The sequence below is a fragment of the Alishewanella sp. BS5-314 genome, from assembly GCF_025377695.1.
Classification (GTDB): Bacteria; Pseudomonadota; Gammaproteobacteria; order Enterobacterales; family Alteromonadaceae; genus Alishewanella; species Alishewanella aestuarii.
In genome coordinates this window covers 887,575-905,518 of record NZ_JACEHJ010000001.1, presented here as the reverse complement: position 1 = coordinate 905,518, position 17,944 = coordinate 887,575, and the positions used below count along the sequence as shown (strand labels likewise).

Here is a 17,944-nt window from a genome sequence, read left to right as displayed (position 1 = left end):
ATTATCAATTTAATCGCGGCTGTTTCTTATTGCAAGCGTAACAGTTATGCTAGGCAGGTATGAATAAAACACACTTAACATCGCATAAATTCGCCGATTTCGCATTGGCGCCCCAGGTTCTTGACGCATTGAATGCGCAAGGTTTCGGTTATTGTACGCCAATTCAGGCCCAATGTTTACCCCTGGCGCTAGCTGGCAAAGATATCGCCGGTCAAGCGCAAACAGGTACGGGTAAAACACTGGCTTTCTTAACGGCGACCTTTCACCATCTGCTGACCCATGAGCCGAAAGGCTCAGGCCAACCGCGGGCTATTATTATGGCTCCTACGCGCGAACTGGCCGTTCAGATCCATAATGATGCCGTAATGCTGGCGCAAAAAGCCAACCTGCGGCTTGGTCTGATCTATGGGGGCGAGGGCTATGATTCTCAACGCCAGGCCCTGGAGCAGGGTGTAGATATTTTAATTGGTACCACCGGCCGGCTGATCGATTACCTGAAACAAGGTTTGTACGACCTGTCGCAAATTCAGGTCGTGGTGCTGGATGAAGCAGATCGGATGTTTGATCTTGGCTTTATCAAAGATATCCGCTTTATGTTTAACCGGATGCCGCCGGCGACTGAACGCTTAAGTCTATTATTCTCTGCCACCCTGTCATATAAAGTGCAGGAACTGGCGTTTGAGAAGATGAATCAGCCGGTACATATCCATATCGCGCCGGAAGAAATGACTGGTAGCCGGATCAGTGAAGAACTGTTCTATCCGGCCCATGAACATAAGATGCCGCTGTTGCTAACGCTGTTGGAAGAAGAGTGGCCGGATAAAGCCATAGTGTTTGCTAATACCAAGCATGCCTGTGAAGATGTCTATCATTGGTTAGACGCCGATGGTCACCGGGTTGGCTTATTAACCGGTGACGTGATCCAGAAAAAGCGGCTGAAAATCCTCGATGATTTTACTACCGGCAAACTGGATATCCTGGTGGCGACCGATGTTGCCGCCCGTGGTTTACATATCCCGAAAGTCAGCCATGTTTTTAACTACGATTTGCCGGATGACTGCGAAGACTACGTACATCGCATTGGCCGCACCGGTCGCGCTGGCGAGAGTGGTAAAGCGATCAGTTTTGCCTGCGAACGTTATGCGTTAAATCTGACGGCGATTGAAGACTATATCAAGCATCCGATCCCGGTTACCCAGTACGACGTGGATGCCTTGCTGACCGATCTTACCCCGCCAAAACCGCGGGTCAGACGCCGCCCGGGCCAGGCCCGCAGTGGTGGTCGCAGCCATAGTGGACGCAGTAGCCATGGCGCCAGAGCCCCGCGTAATCGCCCCTGATCTCACCGCAGCCAAAGTGGCTACGCCTTCACCGCATAGTGATATCTATGCGGTGATCGATCTTGGCTCCAACAGCTTTCATATGCTGATGGTCAAGGTGGTCGGAGGTTCGGTGCAGGTGATTGGCCGGGTCAAACGCAAGGTCAGGCTGGCGGCCGGTTTAAACGACAGCCTGGTGCTCAGTCATAAAGCAATGAAACGTGGCTGGGAGTGCCTGGCCCTTTTCGCCGAGCGCCTGCAGGACATCCCCAGTCAGAATATCCGTATCGTTGGCACCGCGACTTTGCGTCTGGCGCGCAATGTCAGCAGCTTTTTAACCGAGGCCGAAGCCATTTTAGGGCAAAAAGTCGAGGTGATTAGCGGCGAGGACGAAGCCCGCATCATTTATCTGGGCGTGGCCCATACCTCCAACAGTGATAGCAGTCGCCTGGTGATTGATATTGGTGGCGCCAGTACCGAGGTGGTGATTGGTCAGGGCTTTAGCCCGAAACAGCTGGCCAGTTTAAATATGGGTTGTGTCACCTACCTGGAACGCTATTTCAGCGATCAGCAACTGAGCGAAGAAAACTTTTTGGCGGCGATAGCTGCGGCTGAGCAACAAATTCAGCCTATTGTCAGCGAGTTCCGGCAGGCCGGCTGGCAGCTGGCGGTGGGCGCATCGGGCACAGTGCAGGCGGTACAGGAAATGCTGGTCGCTCAGGGTAAAGACGAAGTGATTACCCTGCAAAAACTGGATGATATCTTGCAGCAGGTGATGGCCTGTGGCCAGTTGCAGCAGCTAAATCTGGTTGGGCTGGCGCAGGAACGCAAGCAGGTATTTCCATCCGGCTTAGCCATTCTGATTGCCCTGTTCCGGCAGCTGGATATTCAGGGCATGACACTGTCCGGCGGTGCGCTGCGTGAAGGCGTATTGTACAGCATGCTGCCGCAACTGCAGGATGCCAATGTCCGGCACCGTACCGTAAACAGTCTGATGATCCGCTATTTTATTGATCAACAGCATGCGCAGCGGGTGGCTGAGATGGCACTGGAGCTGGCGGCGCAATTACAAAGTCGCTGGGATCTGCAGAAGTTTGAAGGCCTGAGCATGCTGCGGTGTAGTGCCTTGTTGCATGAACTTGGCCTGTTAATCGAATACAAAAATCACCATCATCATGGTGCCTATATTATCAGCCACTCCGATTTACCCGGCTTTACCCGCGCACAGCAGCAGTTGTTAATGGCTCTGGTACATAACCATCGCGCCGAAATCATGCCTGAAGTACTGGCCCGGCAGACGATGACGTCAGTGGTGTTGGCGGTGCGTCTGACCCGTATCCTGCGCCTGGCGGTGATATTGTCGATGCGACGCCGGCATGAGGCCCTGCCTCAGGTCACGATCAACGCTAAGGCAGAAAGCCTGGAGCTGGTTTTACCGAACGGTTGGCTGGAACAACACCCTTTGATGCGTGCCGAGCTGGAACAGGAAATCCAGTACCAGCAACAAGCTGGTTGGCAGCTGAGTATCAATTAAGCGGGCTTTGCCGGGCGCCTGCCGCGAAGCACAGGCGCCGCTGGTCTCAGGCGCCCTGTTTTAACCAGATCGCAACTTTCTTGGCGAAGTAGGTCAGGATGCCATCGGCGCCGGCGCGTTTAAATGCCAGTAACGACTCCATAATCACCGGTTGTTCAGCCAGCCAGCCATTCTGGATCGCCGCCATATGCATCGCATATTCACCACTGACCTGATAAGCAAAAGTAGGCACGCCAAACTCGTCTTTTACCCGCCGTACGATATCCAGATAAGGCATACCGGGCTTGACCATCACCATATCAGCGCCTTCTTCCAGATCCAACGCGACTTCATGCAAGGCTTCGTTGCTGTTAGCCGGATCCATCTGATAGGTTTTTTTATTACCACCTTTAAGGTTGCCAGCAGAGCCAACCGCATCACGGAAGGGGCCATAGTAACTGGAGGCGTATTTCGCCGAGTAAGCCAGAATACGGGTATTAACATAACCTGCGTCTTCCAGCGCCTCGCGGATAGCGCCAATCCGGCCATCCATCATATCCGAAGGCGCAACGATATCGGCACCGGCAGCAGCATGTGACAGTGCTTGCTTCACCAGCGCCTCAGTGGTGATATCATTTAGCACATAACCGTTATCATCAATGATGCCGTCCTGACCGTGGGTAGTAAAAGGATCCAAGGCCACATCAGTGATAATGCCCAGTTCCGGAACCTGCTGTTTCAGTAGTTTTACCGCCCGTTGCACCAGCGCATCCGGCTGCCAGGCCTCTTCAGCGTTTAATGACTTCTTCGCTGCCGGTACCACCGGGAACAGCGCGATGGCAGGAATACCGAGCGCCACCAGCTCTTTCGCTTCCTCAAGCAGCAGGTCGAGACTCAGTCGCTCAATACCTGGCATGGAGGCGATACTCTCCCGTTGTTGTTCACCTTCGACAATAAACAGCGGATAAATCAGATCATCGACTGTCAGCTTGTGTTCGGCCATCAGGCGGCGACTAAAGTCCTGTTCACGCATCCGGCGGGGCCGGCTGGCTGGGAAATAGCGATTTGTATTCACTTAGTGATCCTCAAGTTGAAATAGCCGGCAGCTATTAGCATAGGTTTGCGCTGCGATTACGGCCAGCTCACGGCCAGTCAGCCGCGCGACCTCCGCCGCTATCGCCGGCAGTAACGCCGGGGTATTACGTTTTGGTCTGGGTCTTACTGTTCTGGGGAGTAAGTAGGGGGCGTCGGTCTCCAGAATTAAGCGATCGGCCGGAATATAGTGGATGGCTTGCTGTAATGCCTGACCGCGACGTTCGTCGCAGAGCCAGCCGGTGATGCCAATATAGAGCCCCAGGTCCAGGTAAGCTTGGAGCTGACTGCGATCGCCGGTAAAGCAGTGCGCGATGCCATAGCTGATTTGTTGCTCGTTTAGCATCGCCAGTTGGGTAGCAAAGGCATCCCTTTCATGCAGGTACACCGCTTTATCAAGCTGTTTAGCCAGTTGCAGCTGCTCGGCGAAAACCTGTTGTTGTTGCTGACGCGGCGAAAAATCGCGGTTAAAGTCCAAGCCACATTCGCCAATCGCGACTACGCCAGGCTGAAGTGCCAGCTGTTGCAGGCTAGCCAGCCAGTCGCTACTAACCTGGGCTGCCTGATGCGGATGGACGCCTGCTGTGGTGTAGCAGTTCGCATATTGCTGGCGGAACCCCAGGTTGTGTTGGCTTTCTGCCAGCTCACTGCTAATTAACAGCAAACGCGCTATGCCAGCCGCCTGCGCTTCGTCCACAATAGCGGCTTCCTGACCGGCAAATTGCGGGCTAAATAAATTTACCCCGGCATCAAACCAGCGCATCTTAGTTGCTGCGTACCACTTTCAGGGTGCGGTTGCTGCCATCTTTACCCAGATAGAAAGCGCCCAGCATGCCACGCTTAATATAGATGCGCTCACCGCTTTGTAGGGGGAATTGGCCAGAGCCGCTCTGACGCCAGATTTGGCCATTATCCAGCTCAATAATCATTTCTTTACGTGGACTCAGGCTAAGCTTGGTGACAGTGGCATAGAGTTGGTCCACCGGATCTGCCGCGACCTGACGATGTTCTTTGCCGAAATTATCTGTGGCTGGCGTGGCAGTAGTGGCTTGCCGCGCGCGTTCAGCGGCCTGTGGTGCCGGGGTGGCTACGGTGCCTGCAGTGCGTAGATTAATTTCGTCATAGCAGACCAGCCGCTTTAACGCATTTTGCTCGGTACGGCACTGCTCTAATTGCGCTGCCAGCGAACTTTGCGCCTGTAGCATGGGGCTGGCTAACAGTAACAGGGCGAAAGTTGAAGTCGTAAACAGTAATTTCATGGTTCTTGTTCCTGCGAGGGTTCATCAGTCTTGGGCTGATAAAAACGGCTGAGCCAAAGGCCGGCTTCAAACAACAGCCACATCGGAATAGCCAGTAGGGTTTGTGATAAGACATCAGGCGGTGTTAATAACATGCCAAGTACAAAGGCGCCGACAATAATATAAGGGCGCTTTTCGGCCAGTGCCTGCCGGGTTACGCTGCCGCTCCAGATCAATAACAGAATCGCAATCGGGATCTCAAAAGATAAGCCAAAAGCAAAGAACAGCTTCAGCACGAAATCCAGATAGCTGCTGATATCGGTAGCAATGGTGACACCGGCCGGCGCGACACTGGTAAAAAAGGCGAAAATCAGTGGGAAGACGACAAAGTAGGCAAACGCTATGCCGGCATAAAACAGCAGGGTGCTGCTGAAAACCAGCGGTGCCATCAGCTTTTTCTCACGGCTGTATAGCGCCGGCGCAATAAATTGCCACACTTGCCATAGAATATACGGAATAGCCAGACAGATCGCGACAATAAAGGTCAGCTTAAAGGGTGCGAAAAAGGGTGCTGCAACGTCAGTGGCAATCATGCTGGTGCCTTCCGGCAACACCGCTAACAGTGGTTCTGCCAGCAGGGCGTAGATATCACGCGCAAAGTAAGCCAGCGCAGCAAAGACGATTAATACCGCAATAACGCAGCGGAGCAGACGGTTACGTAACTCGACGAGGTGACCTAACAGGCTGTCAGGATCCGGTTTTGTTTTCATTCTTTACAGCGGTCTCTTCGGCAGTTGGTGCTGGAGTTTCTGGGGTTGGCACTGGCAAAGGTGTCGCCTGAGCAGAACTGGCCGGGCGCACCGCATTTGCCGCTTCGGTGAGCTCCTTTAGCGCTGCGGTTTCCTCAGCAGTCAGATTAACCAGGCCTTTGGCCTCAGCGTCTTTTAGCTTTTGATGTAACTCATGTACACGCAGGTTGTCATTCAGCTCGGCCTGCATTTGCTGGCCAAACTGTTTGATACTGCGCACTGTCTTCACGGTACTGCGGATCGCCCCGGGCAGGCGTTCCGGTCCCAGCACCAGCAGGGCGACCACCGCGATAACCAGCAGTTCCCAAAAGCCCATAATCAGATTTTATCTTTTTCAGTGTTAACCGTGTTGCTGTTGGCAGCGGTGTTTTTCTGCTCTGGCAGCTGTTGTGGCTTTTGCTCGGCGGCTGGCTGTTCCGGCTGCTCTTCATCTTTAATTGAGCTGCGGAATCCTTTGATGGCTGAGCCTAAATCAGAGCCAATACCGCGCAGCTTCTTGGTGCCGAACAGCAAAACAATAATCGCCAATACAATCAACAGTTGCCAGATACTAATACCACCAAAACCCATGCTCTTATCCTCGGAATTGCCTGACTGCTGCTAGTGCAGCAGCGCCCTAACCGTTAGGGCGATGGCACCGGCCCCCAACAGGCTGGCCAGTACCGGTAAATTGATGCTAAGCGCTATACTAGCACTGATTAAGCTGGCTGCTGCAAGCACCGCACTAATAATTTGCGCTTTCCCATGTTGCTGTTGTTGTTGCAACGCTTGTAACTGCAACAGCAGCGCCTGTTGTTGCCGTGGGCCTTGCTCCAGATAGCGGTGCAGTAGCTCCGGCATCTGGGGCATTTTTTCTGCCCAGAACGGAAAATTCTCTTTCACCTGCCGCCAAATCGCTGGCAAGCCTACCTGTTGTTTGACCCAGTTTTCCAGAAAGGGTTTAGCTGTTTTCCATAAATCCAGTTGCGGATACAGTTGCCGCCCTAAACCCTCAATATAGAGCAGGGTTTTCTGCAACAGCACCAACTGCGGCTGGACCTGCATTTCAAAGCGGCGCGCTGTATTAAATAAATTCAGCAGCACATGCCCAAAGGAAATCTCAGCCAGCGGCTTTTGAAAAATTGGCTCGCAGACGGTGCGGATCGCACTTTCAAATTCTTCTACCTTGGTATGGGCGGGTACCCAGCCAGAGTCCAGATGCAGCTGTGCCACCTTGCGATAATCGCGATTAAAAAAGGCGACAAAATTTTCTGCCAGATAGCGCTTATCTTCGGCATTGAGGGTACCCACGATGCCACAATCAATACCGATATACTTTGGATTTTCCGGATGCTCACGCGCAACGAAGATATTCCCCGGATGCATGTCGGCATGAAAAAAGCTGTCACGGAATACCTGGGTAAAAAACACCTCGACCCCGCGTTTGGCCAGCAGCTCCATATTAGTGCCTTGCGCTTCCAGTGCCGCGATATCAGAAACCGGAATACCATAGATCCGTTCCATGACCATAATATTACTGCGGCTGTAATCGGCGTAAACAAAAGGAATATACAGCGAATCTGAGCCTTCAAAGTTGCGTCGTAGTTGAATAGCGTTCGCTGCTTCGCGTTGCAAATCCAGTTCATCGAGAATGGTTTTGCGATATTCCGATACCACTTCCCGTGGCCGCAGACGTTTGCCATCGGGTAACAGGCGGGCCGCGATTACGGCCAGGCTGTCCATCAGGGCGAGATCAGCCAGGATTTGCTTTTCGATCCCCGGGCGGATCACCTTAACCACGACAGCCGCCTGGGTGCCGTCAGCTAATTGCAAGCGGGCGCTGTGCACCTGGGCAATCGAGGCCGAAGCCAGAGGTGTAATGTCGAATTCGGCGAACAGCTGCTGGATATCATTTAGTCCCAGCGCCTGCTCGATTAATGCCTTGGCTTGCTCACCAGGAAAGGGGCTGACCTTATCCTGTAGGATCGCCAGCTCGTCTGCCAGCTCGGCCGGTAATAAATCGCGCCGGGTGGATAACATCTGGCCAAACTTAATCCAGACCGGTCCCAGACTTTGCAATGCCAGACGCAGTCTGGCGGCGACAGACTGTTCGGGATAGCGGTTTTTTAACCAGAACAGACAACGCCGCGCCGCCCGGGCATACCAGGGTTGCCACTGGGCAGGGATCAGCTCATCCAGCCCATATTGCAGCAAGGTTTTCTGGATCTGATAGAAACGGCTTAGGCGCACCTGGACTCCTGCAGTTGTTGGATTTTGCGTCGGACTTGCTCTACCTGCCCCTGCAGTTGGCTAAGCTGTTGGGTAAACAGCTCGTATTCTGCCCGCACCGGTACTAGTTGCAGTTCATCCTGTACCAGCTCGAGCTGTGTTTGCTGTAACAACTGCCATTTCTGACTACAGTAGCTGTTGAGTTGGCTTAACGTCTGCAACAATTTATGACTGGGGGCATCCCCCAGATAGCGGGCAAGCTCGGTTTGCCAGTCGGGGTCAAGCTGCTGGAAAAAACTGGCATATTGCTGCGCCAGCTGTAAGTCGCCGTCAATTTGCAGGGCATCGGCTTTGATCAGGCGGGTTAACTGGCTGGGGTCGCGCAGTTGGCGCAAACTGGCCAGATCGGTACTGATCCGGCAGTCGGCCGTTTCGTCCTGTTGATTAAATAGCAAACTATCGCTACCGGCGCTGACCACTATCGTCAGTTTCAGCTCGCGTAAGGCGAAAGCCAGCTGTTTGCCTTGTAGCTGACGCAGTTTGGGCAGGCAGGATGGATCCAGCGCTATCGCTTTGCGGCTGAGCCGCTCTGCCACCGCACACAGCAATTGTGGCAATAACGGCAACATCAGAATTTATAGCCCCGATGTAAGGCAACAATACCACCGGTCAGATTATGGTAACTGACTTCCTGGAAGCCGGCGTCCTGCATCATCTGCTTTAAGGTTTCCTGATCCGGGTGCATCCGGATTGACTCGGCCAGATACTGGTAGCTTTCTTTATCATTGGCGATCAACTGGCCCATAAAAGGCAGAATGCGGAACGAGTAGAGGTCGTAAGCTTTACTGAGTAATTCGCTTTCTGGCTTGGAGAACTCCAGTACCAGCAGGCGGCCACCGGGTTTAAGCACCCGGAACATTGAGCGCAGTGCCGCATCTTTATCGGTGACATTGCGTAAACCAAAGCCAATAGAGACAATATCGAAGCTGTTGTCGGCAAAGGGCAGGGCTTCAGCGTTGGCTTGCACAAACTCGATATTATTTACCAGCCCCAGGTCACGCAGTTTATCGCGGCCGACATTTAGCATTGACTCATTAATATCGGCCAGTACCACTTTGCCGCTTGGACCAACCCGTTTGGAGAATAAGGCAGTAATATCGCCGGTACCCCCGGCCAGATCCAGTACCTGTTGCCCGGCCCGCACGCCGCTGCAGTCGATAGTAAAACGTTTCCACAGCCGGTGAATGCCCATCGACATCACGTCATTCATAATGTCGTACTTGGCGGCGACCGAGTGAAAGACATCGGCGACCATCGCAACTTTCTGCTCTTTAGGTACAGATTTAAAGCCAAAATGCGTGGTGTTATTGGTAGGTTCGGACATAACAAAGCCTGCTTGGGAACATTAGGCCGCTAGTGTAAAAGATTACGCCGGCCGAGCCAACAACCAGAGGGGATCCCGTTAAAAAATATGCAACACGCCCGTCAGACAGCGGCCAGCATGGCCTCGTTGGCAACCTGATTGCGGCCACGTTGTTTTGCCAGCTGTAACACGTTATTGGTGCGCGATAAAAACTGATACCAGTTTTCCGATGCCTGATACAGTGCCACACCCAGTGAGATAGTGATTTTCGGTAAGCTTTTCTTATCCCGGGCGGAGACAAAACGCAGTTTCTCAACGCCTTTGCGGACTTGTTCGGCAATTTCGGCGGCGGTTCTCAGGTCTACATCGGGTAGCAGCAGTAAAAACTCTTCCCCGCCAGAGCGCACCGGCATACCACTTTCCTGTACATAGCTGCGCACTTTTTTCGCCACCTTGGACAAAATAATATCGCCAATGGTGGCGCCATAATCCTGATTAAAACGGGCAAAGTGATCCAAATCTACCGCAATAGCCGCGATGCGTCGGTCAGGTTGTTCGCTTAACCACAGCTCAACCTGATTTTGCATCGCCACCCTGTTATACAAGCCAGTCAGGGGATCTTGCAGTCGTTGCTGTTTTAGTTGTTCCAGCTCATCACGCAGCTGATGGCTTTGCTGGTTTGCCGCCACCAGTTGCTGATTCAATTGTTGCTGCTGTTTACGGTAGGCGAGGGTGACTTGTTTCAATTCGGCCAGCGCCGGAGGCATCGGCTGGGCATCTTGCTCCAGCTTAAAGGCGGTATGATCCAATTGGTCGATAAAGTTTTCGGTGGCTTCAGCGGCGAGGTCAGTGTAACCGGAAAGCCGGCTGACCATACCTGATACATCCTGCAACAGTTGCTCCTGTTGCTGATGTTCCGGCATTAAATAGCGGTTGTACAGCTCCGCCATAATAAAGTCGTCAAACTCGGCCTTAGCTGCCAGTTTCTGTTCTATCGCCTGACACAGTTCAGCGTTATTCCCACTGATGTATTCGTAGGCAACAGTGTAATTGGTCGGATGCGCGGCAAGCTGGTTATGGCGCAAAAAGGCACCTACCTGCGTTGCTTTGTCCAAAGCTTGCTGCATCGTGTCCTTGTACTTCATGGCAGGGATCAGGGCTCCATCAGCGCAATCTTATTATTCTTTCAAACCTATAGTACGTGATAAAAGATTACAGGCAATATCTTTTACAGATAATTTAGTGATTGTATTGAAATTCGCAGTGCGCCGGAGTTCAGATTGCCGAAAATAGCGATAAAGTGCCGGTTTAATCGGTTCCGTGCTCTGCTTTTTTGCGGTCAGACAGGTACAATCAAGGAAAGAAAATCAAAATAACAGGGAATCACTGATGCAAATACGAGCAAAACCCCTCAGTCTGATTGCTGCGATACTGCTGTTGGCAGGCTGTGCCAGTAAGACTCCGGACGCTGTGGCGCCGGGCTTTAGCCAACTGGCTGAGCAGATTTGGCAGGCTGAAACCGCCCTGCGTACGCCAGCACCGGGTACCTTAACCGATATGTCGCCGGCAGCACTGGCTGCACGGCAACAACAACGGCTGGCATTGCAGCAGCAGTTACAGGCGGTTGACCTGACGCGGCTGAGCGAACAGGATAAGATTAATCACGCCATTCTGAGTTATCGGCTGGCGGATGAGATCGATCAGTATCAATTTAATGCGCATTTGATGCCATTGACCTCTGAATCGGGCTTTCATACCTCGCTGGCGTTTAGTTTTCAGCGCTCTGCTTTACGGCAAGTCGATGATTACCAGCAATATTTACAACGGTTGGCCGCGATTCCCGGTTATATGGCGCAACAGATCGCGCTGATGCAGCAGGGCCTGGACCAAGGTATTACCCAGCCGGCGGTAGTGCTGGCGGGTTTTGAGCAAAGTATCAGTTCCTATATTGCCCTGCCTGAGCAAAGCGTGTTTTTTCAGCCGCTACAGCGCAAATCAGACCTGATCAGTGAGCAGGAATGGCAAAGCTTCCGGCAGCAGGCCCTCGGCATAATTGAGACGGCGGTGAATCCGGCGTTTCAGGGCTTCTACGATTTTATGGTGCAGCAATACTTACCGGGCGCACGCCAGGATATTGCTGCCAGCACCTTGCCAAATGGCGCGGCGTTCTACCAAAATCGCTTGGAGCACTACACCACGCTACAGATGACGCCGCAGCAGGTACACGACATTGGTCTGGCGGAAGTGGCGCGGATCCGTGCTGAGATGCAGCAGGTAATTGATAGTCTTGGCTTTACCGGCAGCTTTGCCGATTTTGTGCAGTTCTTGCGCGAAGATCCGCAATTCTACCCGCAATCAGCCGATGAGCTGCTGCGTTATGCCGCCTGGTTGTCGAAGCGGGCCGATGCCCAGTTACCGCGCTTCTTTAAACTATTACCACGCACGCCTTATGGCGTGGTAGAAGTGCCGGCAGAAATTGCTCCCAAATATACGACTGGCCGCTACTCCGGTGCTGCCCGTGACGATCAGGCGGGTTACTACTGGGTGAATACCTATGCCCTGAACCGGCGACCACTGTATGAAATGGAAGCTCTGACACTGCATGAGGCGGTACCCGGCCACCACTTACAGATCTCCCTGGCGCGGGAGCAAGGCGATTTACCGGACTATCGACGTACCTTCTACACCTCAGCCTTTGGCGAGGGCTGGGGTTTGTATGCCGAGTATCTGGGGCTGGAAATGGGCTTTTATCAGGACCCATACAGTAATTTTGGCCGTCTGACTTATGAGATGTGGCGTGCTGCGCGGCTGGTCGTAGATACCGGCATGCATAGTCTGGGTTGGAGCCGGCAGCAAGCGATCGACTTTTTGGCCGAAAATACCGCCTTATCAATGCACAATGTGCAAACGGAAATTGATCGCTATATCAGCTGGCCGGCACAGGCGCTGTCGTACAAGCTGGGTGAGTTGACCATTCGCCGGTTGCGGCAACAGGCGGAACAGCAACTGGGGGATAAATTTGATATCCGAGCTTTCCATCAGGTCGTGCTGGGTAATGGCAGTGTACCGCTGGCGGTGTTGGAACAGCAGGTACAAAATTATATCCAGCAGCAACTCAGCGGCTCCTAACAGGACATAAAAAGAGAACGCCGGCTAAGCCGGCGTTGTCATCTATCTCTATCTGGAAAACTGAATCAGTATCAGAAATTAATATCTAACCCCGAAGGACAATATCAGGGGCAGTATCAATCTGGCCTTCCTGGTCAATCGCCGCCAGCTTACCGTCAAAATCCAGTACCGCAAGCTTGCCATACGGTAAATGACGGACAAATTGTAGCTGGTAGCCATAACGCTGCAATTCAGCGACCGAGAATTTCTGCGCTAAACTTAACTGATCCCAAAAATAATTAAGGTCCTTTTCCGTCTGGCGCCTTTCCTGTACCTGTATAGCTAGCATAACGGGCTCCAAAACACAGGATTAAGTGAGGGACTATTGTAACGCTAATAGATCCCGCCATTGTTGTATCGTAACTGGCATCACTGACAATCTGCTGCCTTTTTGTGCAACAGGCAACTCAGCCATCTTAGCCGAGCTTTTAATTTTGTCCAGTGTTATTAGTCTGGGTAATTTGTTTACAAAACGCAAATCGACGGCGACCCAACGCGGTTGCTGCGGCGAGCTTTTCGCATCGTAATAAGGGCTACGGGGGTCAAATTGACTGGGATCAGCATAAGCTGCTCTGACCACTTCCGCAATTCCGGCCACACCAATGTCTTTGCAACTGGAATGGTAGATCAACACCTGATCGCCGACCACGACACCATCGCGCAGAAAGTTTCGCGCCTGATAATTGCGCACACCTTCCCAAACAATAGGGGTTGTCGGTGCGCGCGCAAAATCGTCAATACTGCATTCGCTGGGTTCAGTTTTAAATAACCAATAGTTCATTTTGCCAGGCTCCGGTAATTACGGCAGAATAACCCCTCTTGCTAGCGGAAAAGGTTACCGTATGAGTCAGGTACTTGCGAATTTATTATCACTGCTGAAACTTGAGACCATAGAGTTGGGCTTATACCGCGGCCAAAGTCAGGATCTGGGGTTTAAGGCGGTGTTCGGTGGTCAGGTGATGGGCCAGGCGCTATCGGCAGCCAAAGAAACGCTGCCCGAAGAGCGTAAATTACATTCGTTCCATTCGTATTTCTTACGCCCGGGTGATGCCAGCAAGCCGATTGTCTATGAAGTTGACAATATCCGTGATGGCAAAAGCTTTAGTACCCGCCGGGTCAGTGCCATTCAGTATGGTAAACCGATCTTCTATATGACGGCGTCATTCCAGGATGAGGAGCTGGGCTTTGAACATCAGCTCAACATGCCACAGGTACCGGGCCCGGATCAGCTGGTATCGGATCTCGATTTCTACCAACAGCATGCGGCGCAAATTCCGGAAAAGTTACGCAGTAAGTTTATCTGCGAAAAACCGATCGAAATGCGGCCGGTGGATTTTCAAAATCCGTTTTCGCCGGTGGTCAGTGCGCCAAAGCGTTATGTCTGGTTTAAAGCCAATGGCAGCATGCCAGATGATCTGCGGGTGCATAAATATCTGCTGGCCTATGCATCAGACTTTAACTTTCTGCCTACTGCTTTGCAGCCGCATGGTCGTTCTTTTATGGCGAAAAATATGCAGGTCGCCACTATCGACCATGCCATGTGGTTTCATCAGGATTTTCGTTTTGATGATTGGTTGCTCTACGCTGTGGATAGCCCGGCCGCATCCGGCGGCCGGGGTTTAGTGCAAGGCCAGTTTTTTACCCGCGATGGTAAACTGGTGGCGACCACTATCCAGCAAGGGGTGATCCGCGAGTATCAGGAGCCGGGTTGAGTGGTTGCGGCCTCCGGCATAATGCTGTGAATACTCTGTAACACTTCGCTACGCAACAGCAAGTTAACGGTAGCCGCCAGCCGCGACAAGGCTGGCGTTGCCTGTAACCGGTTGTCCTGATCTGACTGACAGTAACCCTCCAGTTTTAATGCCTGGCTTAAGCCGGCAAACAGATTCTTGTCGTAGTATTCCGGCGCATTGATGCCATGCAAGGTTAGTAAACGTTGCGCCAGCTGATGGCTTTGCTGCTCCAGCTCCGGGCGCGGCAGCGGGCCATGCGCCCGCAGCAGGTTAAAGACCATGGCATAGCGCTGCAGCGTATGTTCGGCATTGTGCGCCAGTAAATCTAACATCATATATTCGCGGCTGTGCTGCGGTGGTGCCAGATAATCTTCGCCGTCCTGTATTAATAACCCCTGCGCCTGCAGTTGTTGCACCAGTTGCCTGATATAGTGCTGCAGTGAGGGCACCTGCAAAAATAGCTCATGTTTTAACAGGCTATACAGTTGTTCGGCCAGGCTTTGCAATTCAGTCAAACTGAGTCGCTGTTGTCTGAGCACAGCTGAAGCCAGAATGGCCGGCAGGATAAACAGATGCAGAATATTATTCCGGTAATAACTCATCAGTACCGCTTGCTGCGGGCTTAGACTGACCAGTTCACCGAAACTGTCTGCCGTCAGCATGATTTTTTGCATCTTGGCCGCATGCTCCAGCATTTGCTCGGCACTTTGTTCTGGCAGGCTGACATTAGCATGATAGGGTGCTGCTTGCTGCAGCGTCAGATAGGCTTGCAGCTGTTGCACCAGCTCTTGCCGGGTCAGGCTATGCTTATCGCTGGCCAGCAAACAGAGGGCAATCAGGTTAATGCTGTTCAATGCCGCCGCCTGATTGATATGCCGCATAATCTGCTCGGACAACTTGCCGGTCACCGGATTTAACCACTGCGGTTTAGGTGCTTCCAGTGGGTTAATTTCACTTTTCCACGCTGGCACTTGCTGGCTCAGATACTGGTTCAGTGAAATCGGCTCGCCAAAGTTGACATAGCCATAGCCATAATCGCGCAGATTACGGATTGCCTTCAGTACGCCAAACACCGATTCTTTTTGCTTACCTGAGCCCTGCAGTTCGCTAAGGTAGGTATTGACCTCCATCACATGCTCGTAACCCAGATACACCGGTACCAGCGTGACCGGGCGATCGATACCGCGTAGCATCGACTGTACTGTCATCGCCAGCATGCCGGTTTTGGGCTGCAACAGCCGGCCGGTGCGGCTGCGACCGCCTTCAGTGTAATACTTGACGGCATAACCTTTGATAAACAACAAACTCAGGTATTCACGGAATACGGCTGAGTACAGCTTGTTGCCACTAAAGCTGCGTCGGATAAAGAAAGCGCCACCGCGGCGGAAAATGGTACCGGCTGGCCAGAAGTTCAGATTAATACCGGCCGCAATATGCGGCGGCACCAGGCCCTGATGATAGATGATGTAGCTAAGTAATAAGTAATCCATATGGCTGCGGTGACAGGGGACATAGACAATTTCGTGCCCTTTTTGTGCCAGCTCGCGCAGCTGATCGGCATTTTTTACCTTGATACCGTAGTAGAGTTTTTGCCATAACCAGCTAAGGATACGGTCGCCAAAGCGCAGTGTCGAGGTGCGGTAGTCTGCGGCAATTTCCTGCAATAACTTGCGGGCTTCCTGCTGGGCCGCCTGATAACTGATGCGTTTAGTCTCGGCCTCGTCGGCAATGGCCTTTTTCAGCGCCGGTGAAGCCAATAACGCATTAAATAACTGATTACGTTGCATCAGTTTGGGCCCGGTTGCCGCCAGCCGTTGCCGGTAAAAGTGGATCCGCGACATCCGTAACAGTTTACGCGCCGTTTCCGGTGCGGAACCAAACTGGGCCGCCATTTGTTGCAGATCCACGGGTTTACTCAGTCGCACCAGCGTATGGCGTCCGGAAATTAGCACAATAAGTAATTTTGCCAGCCAGTTTGGTGAGTGTGCTTCGCCAATCAGCCATTTAATGCTGTTCTCTTTACCCGGTGCCCGGCCCCATAAAATGGCAGCCGGCATTAACTGCGCTCTTAGCTCAGGCTGTGCCAGATGGGCGGCTAACAATTGCTGGCCTTGTTGCAGGGCCCGGGTTTTGCCACGCCCGCCGATCAGCCGGTGTGGTTGCTCCAGAAACAGGGTTCGTGGTAATAGCTGTGACCCTAATTGCACCTTCGATAGCGGATCAGGTAATTGTAACTGCTGACATACCCGGCGTAAGGTTGCCAAATCGCTGGCGGACTCAGTATGGCAGATATACAGCAAGGGCCGTCCGGGCTCGACTCCAAGCGCATGCAGAGGATTATCGGGCACAATTTTATATTTCACCAACAGCCGGATGGGCCATCGTAACAGTTTGGTAAACAGCTTAAAGCCTGACAACATAACCTTACTGACCTGAAAAAAATGGGCGCTAAGAATAGCATAGCTGATCATAGCAGCAAGTTTTGTTCGCGCTGAAAACTTGGCAAGGCCAGAAAGACTGTATATACTCACAGTAAATACTGTATGGGTAGCCAGCATGAACAGACCTCTTACTCCACGACAGGCAGAAATTCTGCAGCTGATTAAGGATTATCAACAGGAAACCGGTATGCCGCCGACGCGGGCAGAAATTGCCGTGCGGCTGGGCTTTAAGTCAGCTAACGCAGCGGAAGAACATTTAAAAGCTCTGGCCAAGAAAGGTGTGATCGCGATGTTACCCGGCACCTCTCGTGGGATCCGTTTACTGGAAGAGGACGCGCCCCCGGAGCAACTGGGTTTGCCATTAATTGGTAAAGTCGCCGCCGGTCAGCCGATCCTGGCAGCAGAGCATGTCCAGGATCATTACCAGATCGATGCCAACCTGTTTAAACCGCATGCTGATTTCTTATTGCGGGTGCAAGGTATGAGTATGCAGGATATCGGTATTCTGGATGGCGACTTACTGGCCGTGCACAAAACCCAGCAGGCGCAGCCAGGTCAGGTCATCGTCGCGCGGGTCGATGATGAAGTCACGGTAAAACGCTTTCAGCGCGATGGCCATCAGGTATTGCTGTTACCGGAAAATCCGGATTTTGAGGTGATAAAAGTTGACTTGCGACAGCAATTTTTCGCCATAGAAGGCTTGGCAGTTGGGGTGATCCGTAACGGTAGCTGGTTATAATTTATAAAATTTCTCAATAGCTTATTTTTAAAAGTGCTGGTATGACCTGTTGGTTTTATCGGCACTTTTGCATTTTAGGGGTTTACATAATCTTCATCCTGGATAATTCTTAGACGGTAGCCGGCGAAAAAATAACAACAGGTGTGCCGCTACTGATTTCAGCGCTAGCCTCGAAATCAACCCAAGAACAATAACAATAATAAATTGCGAAACTTATATCCCCGAATCTTTAAGGATGAAGGGTATAGCACATAGATTCGGTTGGGTGGGTAGTAAAAAAACCGTGTAGTTCTGTGTACTTGGTTTCTGCAATTTGCTTTG

Annotated in this window: 18 protein-coding genes; 5 read left to right on the top strand and 13 right to left on the bottom strand. The window is 52.2% G+C overall.

Going from position 1 to position 17,944, the window contains the following annotated elements:
• Window positions 1-59 precede the first annotated feature (59 nt).
• Together rhlB and gppA are read left to right on the top strand one after the other, a co-directional pair.
• Window positions 60-1,340, top strand: a complete 1,281-nt coding sequence (gene rhlB, locus H1D31_RS04245; protein WP_039925533.1) for an ATP-dependent RNA helicase RhlB — start codon at window positions 60-62, stop codon at window positions 1,338-1,340.
• Complete coding sequence (gene gppA / locus H1D31_RS04240) at window positions 1,309-2,853, top strand: guanosine-5'-triphosphate,3'-diphosphate diphosphatase (RefSeq protein WP_261256323.1); 1,545 nt, start codon at window positions 1,309-1,311, stop codon at window positions 2,851-2,853. Before rhlB ends, gppA begins: the two co-directional genes overlap by 32 nt.
• Window positions 2,854-2,899: 46 nt before the next feature.
• On the opposite strand, the gene hemB is transcribed toward gppA, so the two are convergent.
• The 10 genes from hemB to H1D31_RS04190 form a co-directional block, all read right to left on the bottom strand.
• Window positions 2,900-3,907, bottom strand: a complete 1,008-nt coding sequence (gene hemB, locus H1D31_RS04235; RefSeq protein WP_008609711.1) for a porphobilinogen synthase — start codon at window positions 3,905-3,907, stop codon at window positions 2,900-2,902.
• Window positions 3,908-4,687: a TatD family hydrolase gene (locus tag H1D31_RS04230; protein WP_261256319.1), complete on the bottom strand. Its 780-nt coding sequence runs from the start codon at window positions 4,685-4,687 to the stop codon at window positions 3,908-3,910.
• Window position 4,688: 1 nt separating this feature from the next.
• Complete coding sequence (locus H1D31_RS04225) at window positions 4,689-5,183, bottom strand: hypothetical protein (RefSeq protein ID WP_261256317.1); 495 nt, start codon at window positions 5,181-5,183, stop codon at window positions 4,689-4,691.
• Window positions 5,180-5,932: a twin-arginine translocase subunit TatC gene (tatC, locus tag H1D31_RS04220; RefSeq protein ID WP_008609708.1), complete on the bottom strand. Its 753-nt coding sequence runs from the start codon at window positions 5,930-5,932 to the stop codon at window positions 5,180-5,182. The genes H1D31_RS04225 and tatC overlap by 4 nt, the downstream gene beginning before the upstream one ends.
• Complete coding sequence (tatB, locus tag H1D31_RS04215) at window positions 5,910-6,287, bottom strand: Sec-independent protein translocase protein TatB (protein WP_261256314.1); 378 nt, start codon at window positions 6,285-6,287, stop codon at window positions 5,910-5,912. The genes tatC and tatB overlap by 23 nt, the downstream gene beginning before the upstream one ends.
• Before the next feature lie 2 nt (window positions 6,288-6,289).
• A complete protein-coding gene (tatA, locus tag H1D31_RS04210) occupies window positions 6,290-6,541 on the bottom strand; it encodes a Sec-independent protein translocase subunit TatA (protein WP_261256313.1) in 252 nt (83 codons plus the stop codon).
• A 30-nt stretch (window positions 6,542-6,571) separates the two neighbouring features.
• Complete coding sequence (ubiB, locus tag H1D31_RS04205; protein WP_008609705.1) at window positions 6,572-8,200, bottom strand: ubiquinone biosynthesis regulatory protein kinase UbiB; 1,629 nt, start codon at window positions 8,198-8,200, stop codon at window positions 6,572-6,574.
• Window positions 8,191-8,808: an SCP2 domain-containing protein gene (locus H1D31_RS04200; protein WP_261256311.1), complete on the bottom strand. Its 618-nt coding sequence runs from the start codon at window positions 8,806-8,808 to the stop codon at window positions 8,191-8,193. The genes ubiB and H1D31_RS04200 overlap by 10 nt, the downstream gene beginning before the upstream one ends.
• Window positions 8,808-9,563: a bifunctional demethylmenaquinone methyltransferase/2-methoxy-6-polyprenyl-1,4-benzoquinol methylase UbiE gene (gene ubiE / locus H1D31_RS04195; protein WP_008609703.1), complete on the bottom strand. Its 756-nt coding sequence runs from the start codon at window positions 9,561-9,563 to the stop codon at window positions 8,808-8,810. The genes H1D31_RS04200 and ubiE overlap by 1 nt, the downstream gene beginning before the upstream one ends.
• A 101-nt stretch (window positions 9,564-9,664) precedes the next feature.
• Complete coding sequence (locus H1D31_RS04190; RefSeq protein ID WP_008609702.1) at window positions 9,665-10,669, bottom strand: GGDEF domain-containing protein; 1,005 nt, start codon at window positions 10,667-10,669, stop codon at window positions 9,665-9,667.
• A gap of 262 nt (window positions 10,670-10,931) precedes the next feature.
• Here H1D31_RS04190 and H1D31_RS04185 point away from each other — a divergent pair, with 262 nt between their 5' ends.
• Window positions 10,932-12,671 (top strand): DUF885 domain-containing protein, encoded by a 1,740-nt coding sequence (locus tag H1D31_RS04185; RefSeq protein ID WP_008609701.1) that lies wholly within the window; start codon window positions 10,932-10,934, stop codon window positions 12,669-12,671.
• A gap of 85 nt (window positions 12,672-12,756) precedes the next feature.
• On the opposite strand, the gene H1D31_RS04180 is transcribed toward H1D31_RS04185, so the two are convergent.
• On the bottom strand, window positions 12,757-12,999 hold the full coding sequence (locus H1D31_RS04180; RefSeq protein WP_008609700.1) for a hypothetical protein: 243 nt from the start codon (window positions 12,997-12,999) through the stop codon (window positions 12,757-12,759).
• A gap of 33 nt (window positions 13,000-13,032) precedes the next feature.
• Window positions 13,033-13,491, bottom strand: coding sequence for an EVE domain-containing protein (locus H1D31_RS04175; RefSeq protein WP_008609699.1), 459 nt, complete (start codon window positions 13,489-13,491; stop codon window positions 13,033-13,035).
• 61 nt (window positions 13,492-13,552) lie between these two features.
• On the opposite strand from H1D31_RS04175, the gene tesB reads away from it, so the two are divergent.
• Complete coding sequence (gene tesB / locus H1D31_RS04170) at window positions 13,553-14,422, top strand: acyl-CoA thioesterase II (protein ID WP_008609698.1); 870 nt, start codon at window positions 13,553-13,555, stop codon at window positions 14,420-14,422.
• Here tesB and plsB read toward each other — a convergent pair.
• Entirely contained in the window at window positions 14,407-16,863 is a 2,457-nt protein-coding gene (gene plsB / locus H1D31_RS04165) for a glycerol-3-phosphate 1-O-acyltransferase PlsB (RefSeq protein ID WP_261256440.1), read from the bottom strand. The genes tesB and plsB overlap by 16 nt on opposite strands.
• A 136-nt stretch (window positions 16,864-16,999) precedes the next feature.
• Between plsB and lexA the strand changes: the two genes are divergently transcribed.
• Window positions 17,000-17,623 (top strand): transcriptional repressor LexA, encoded by a 624-nt coding sequence (lexA, locus tag H1D31_RS04160; protein ID WP_261256303.1) that lies wholly within the window; start codon window positions 17,000-17,002, stop codon window positions 17,621-17,623.
• Window positions 17,624-17,944 lie beyond the last annotated feature (321 nt).

Excerpts from the sequence above, each read along its gene's own strand:
- rhlB (WP_039925533.1), top strand. The coding sequence starts at position 60 with ATGAATAAAACACACTTAACATCGCATAAATTCGCCGATTTCGCATTG.
- gppA (WP_261256323.1), top strand. The coding sequence starts at position 1,309 with ATGGCGCCAGAGCCCCGCGTAATCGCCCCTGATCTCACCGCAGCCAAA.
- H1D31_RS04230 (WP_261256319.1), bottom strand. The coding sequence starts at position 4,687 with ATGCGCTGGTTTGATGCCGGGGTAAATTTATTTAGCCCGCAATTTGCC.
- H1D31_RS04225 (WP_261256317.1), bottom strand. The coding sequence starts at position 5,183 with ATGAAATTACTGTTTACGACTTCAACTTTCGCCCTGTTACTGTTAGCC.
- tatC (WP_008609708.1), bottom strand. The coding sequence starts at position 5,932 with ATGAAAACAAAACCGGATCCTGACAGCCTGTTAGGTCACCTCGTCGAG.
- tatB (WP_261256314.1), bottom strand. The coding sequence starts at position 6,287 with ATGGGCTTTTGGGAACTGCTGGTTATCGCGGTGGTCGCCCTGCTGGTG.
- tatA (WP_261256313.1), bottom strand. The coding sequence starts at position 6,541 with ATGGGTTTTGGTGGTATTAGTATCTGGCAACTGTTGATTGTATTGGCG.
- H1D31_RS04200 (WP_261256311.1), bottom strand. The coding sequence starts at position 8,808 with ATGTTGCCGTTATTGCCACAATTGCTGTGTGCGGTGGCAGAGCGGCTC.
- ubiE (WP_008609703.1), bottom strand. The coding sequence starts at position 9,563 with ATGTCCGAACCTACCAATAACACCACGCATTTTGGCTTTAAATCTGTA.
- H1D31_RS04190 (WP_008609702.1), bottom strand. The coding sequence starts at position 10,669 with ATGCAGCAAGCTTTGGACAAAGCAACGCAGGTAGGTGCCTTTTTGCGC.
- H1D31_RS04185 (WP_008609701.1), top strand. The coding sequence starts at position 10,932 with ATGCAAATACGAGCAAAACCCCTCAGTCTGATTGCTGCGATACTGCTG.
- H1D31_RS04180 (WP_008609700.1), bottom strand. The coding sequence starts at position 12,999 with ATGCTAGCTATACAGGTACAGGAAAGGCGCCAGACGGAAAAGGACCTT.
- H1D31_RS04175 (WP_008609699.1), bottom strand. The coding sequence starts at position 13,491 with ATGAACTATTGGTTATTTAAAACTGAACCCAGCGAATGCAGTATTGAC.
- tesB (WP_008609698.1), top strand. The coding sequence starts at position 13,553 with ATGAGTCAGGTACTTGCGAATTTATTATCACTGCTGAAACTTGAGACC.
- plsB (WP_261256440.1), bottom strand. The coding sequence starts at position 16,863 with ATGTTGTCAGGCTTTAAGCTGTTTACCAAACTGTTACGATGGCCCATC.
- lexA (WP_261256303.1), top strand. The coding sequence starts at position 17,000 with ATGAACAGACCTCTTACTCCACGACAGGCAGAAATTCTGCAGCTGATT.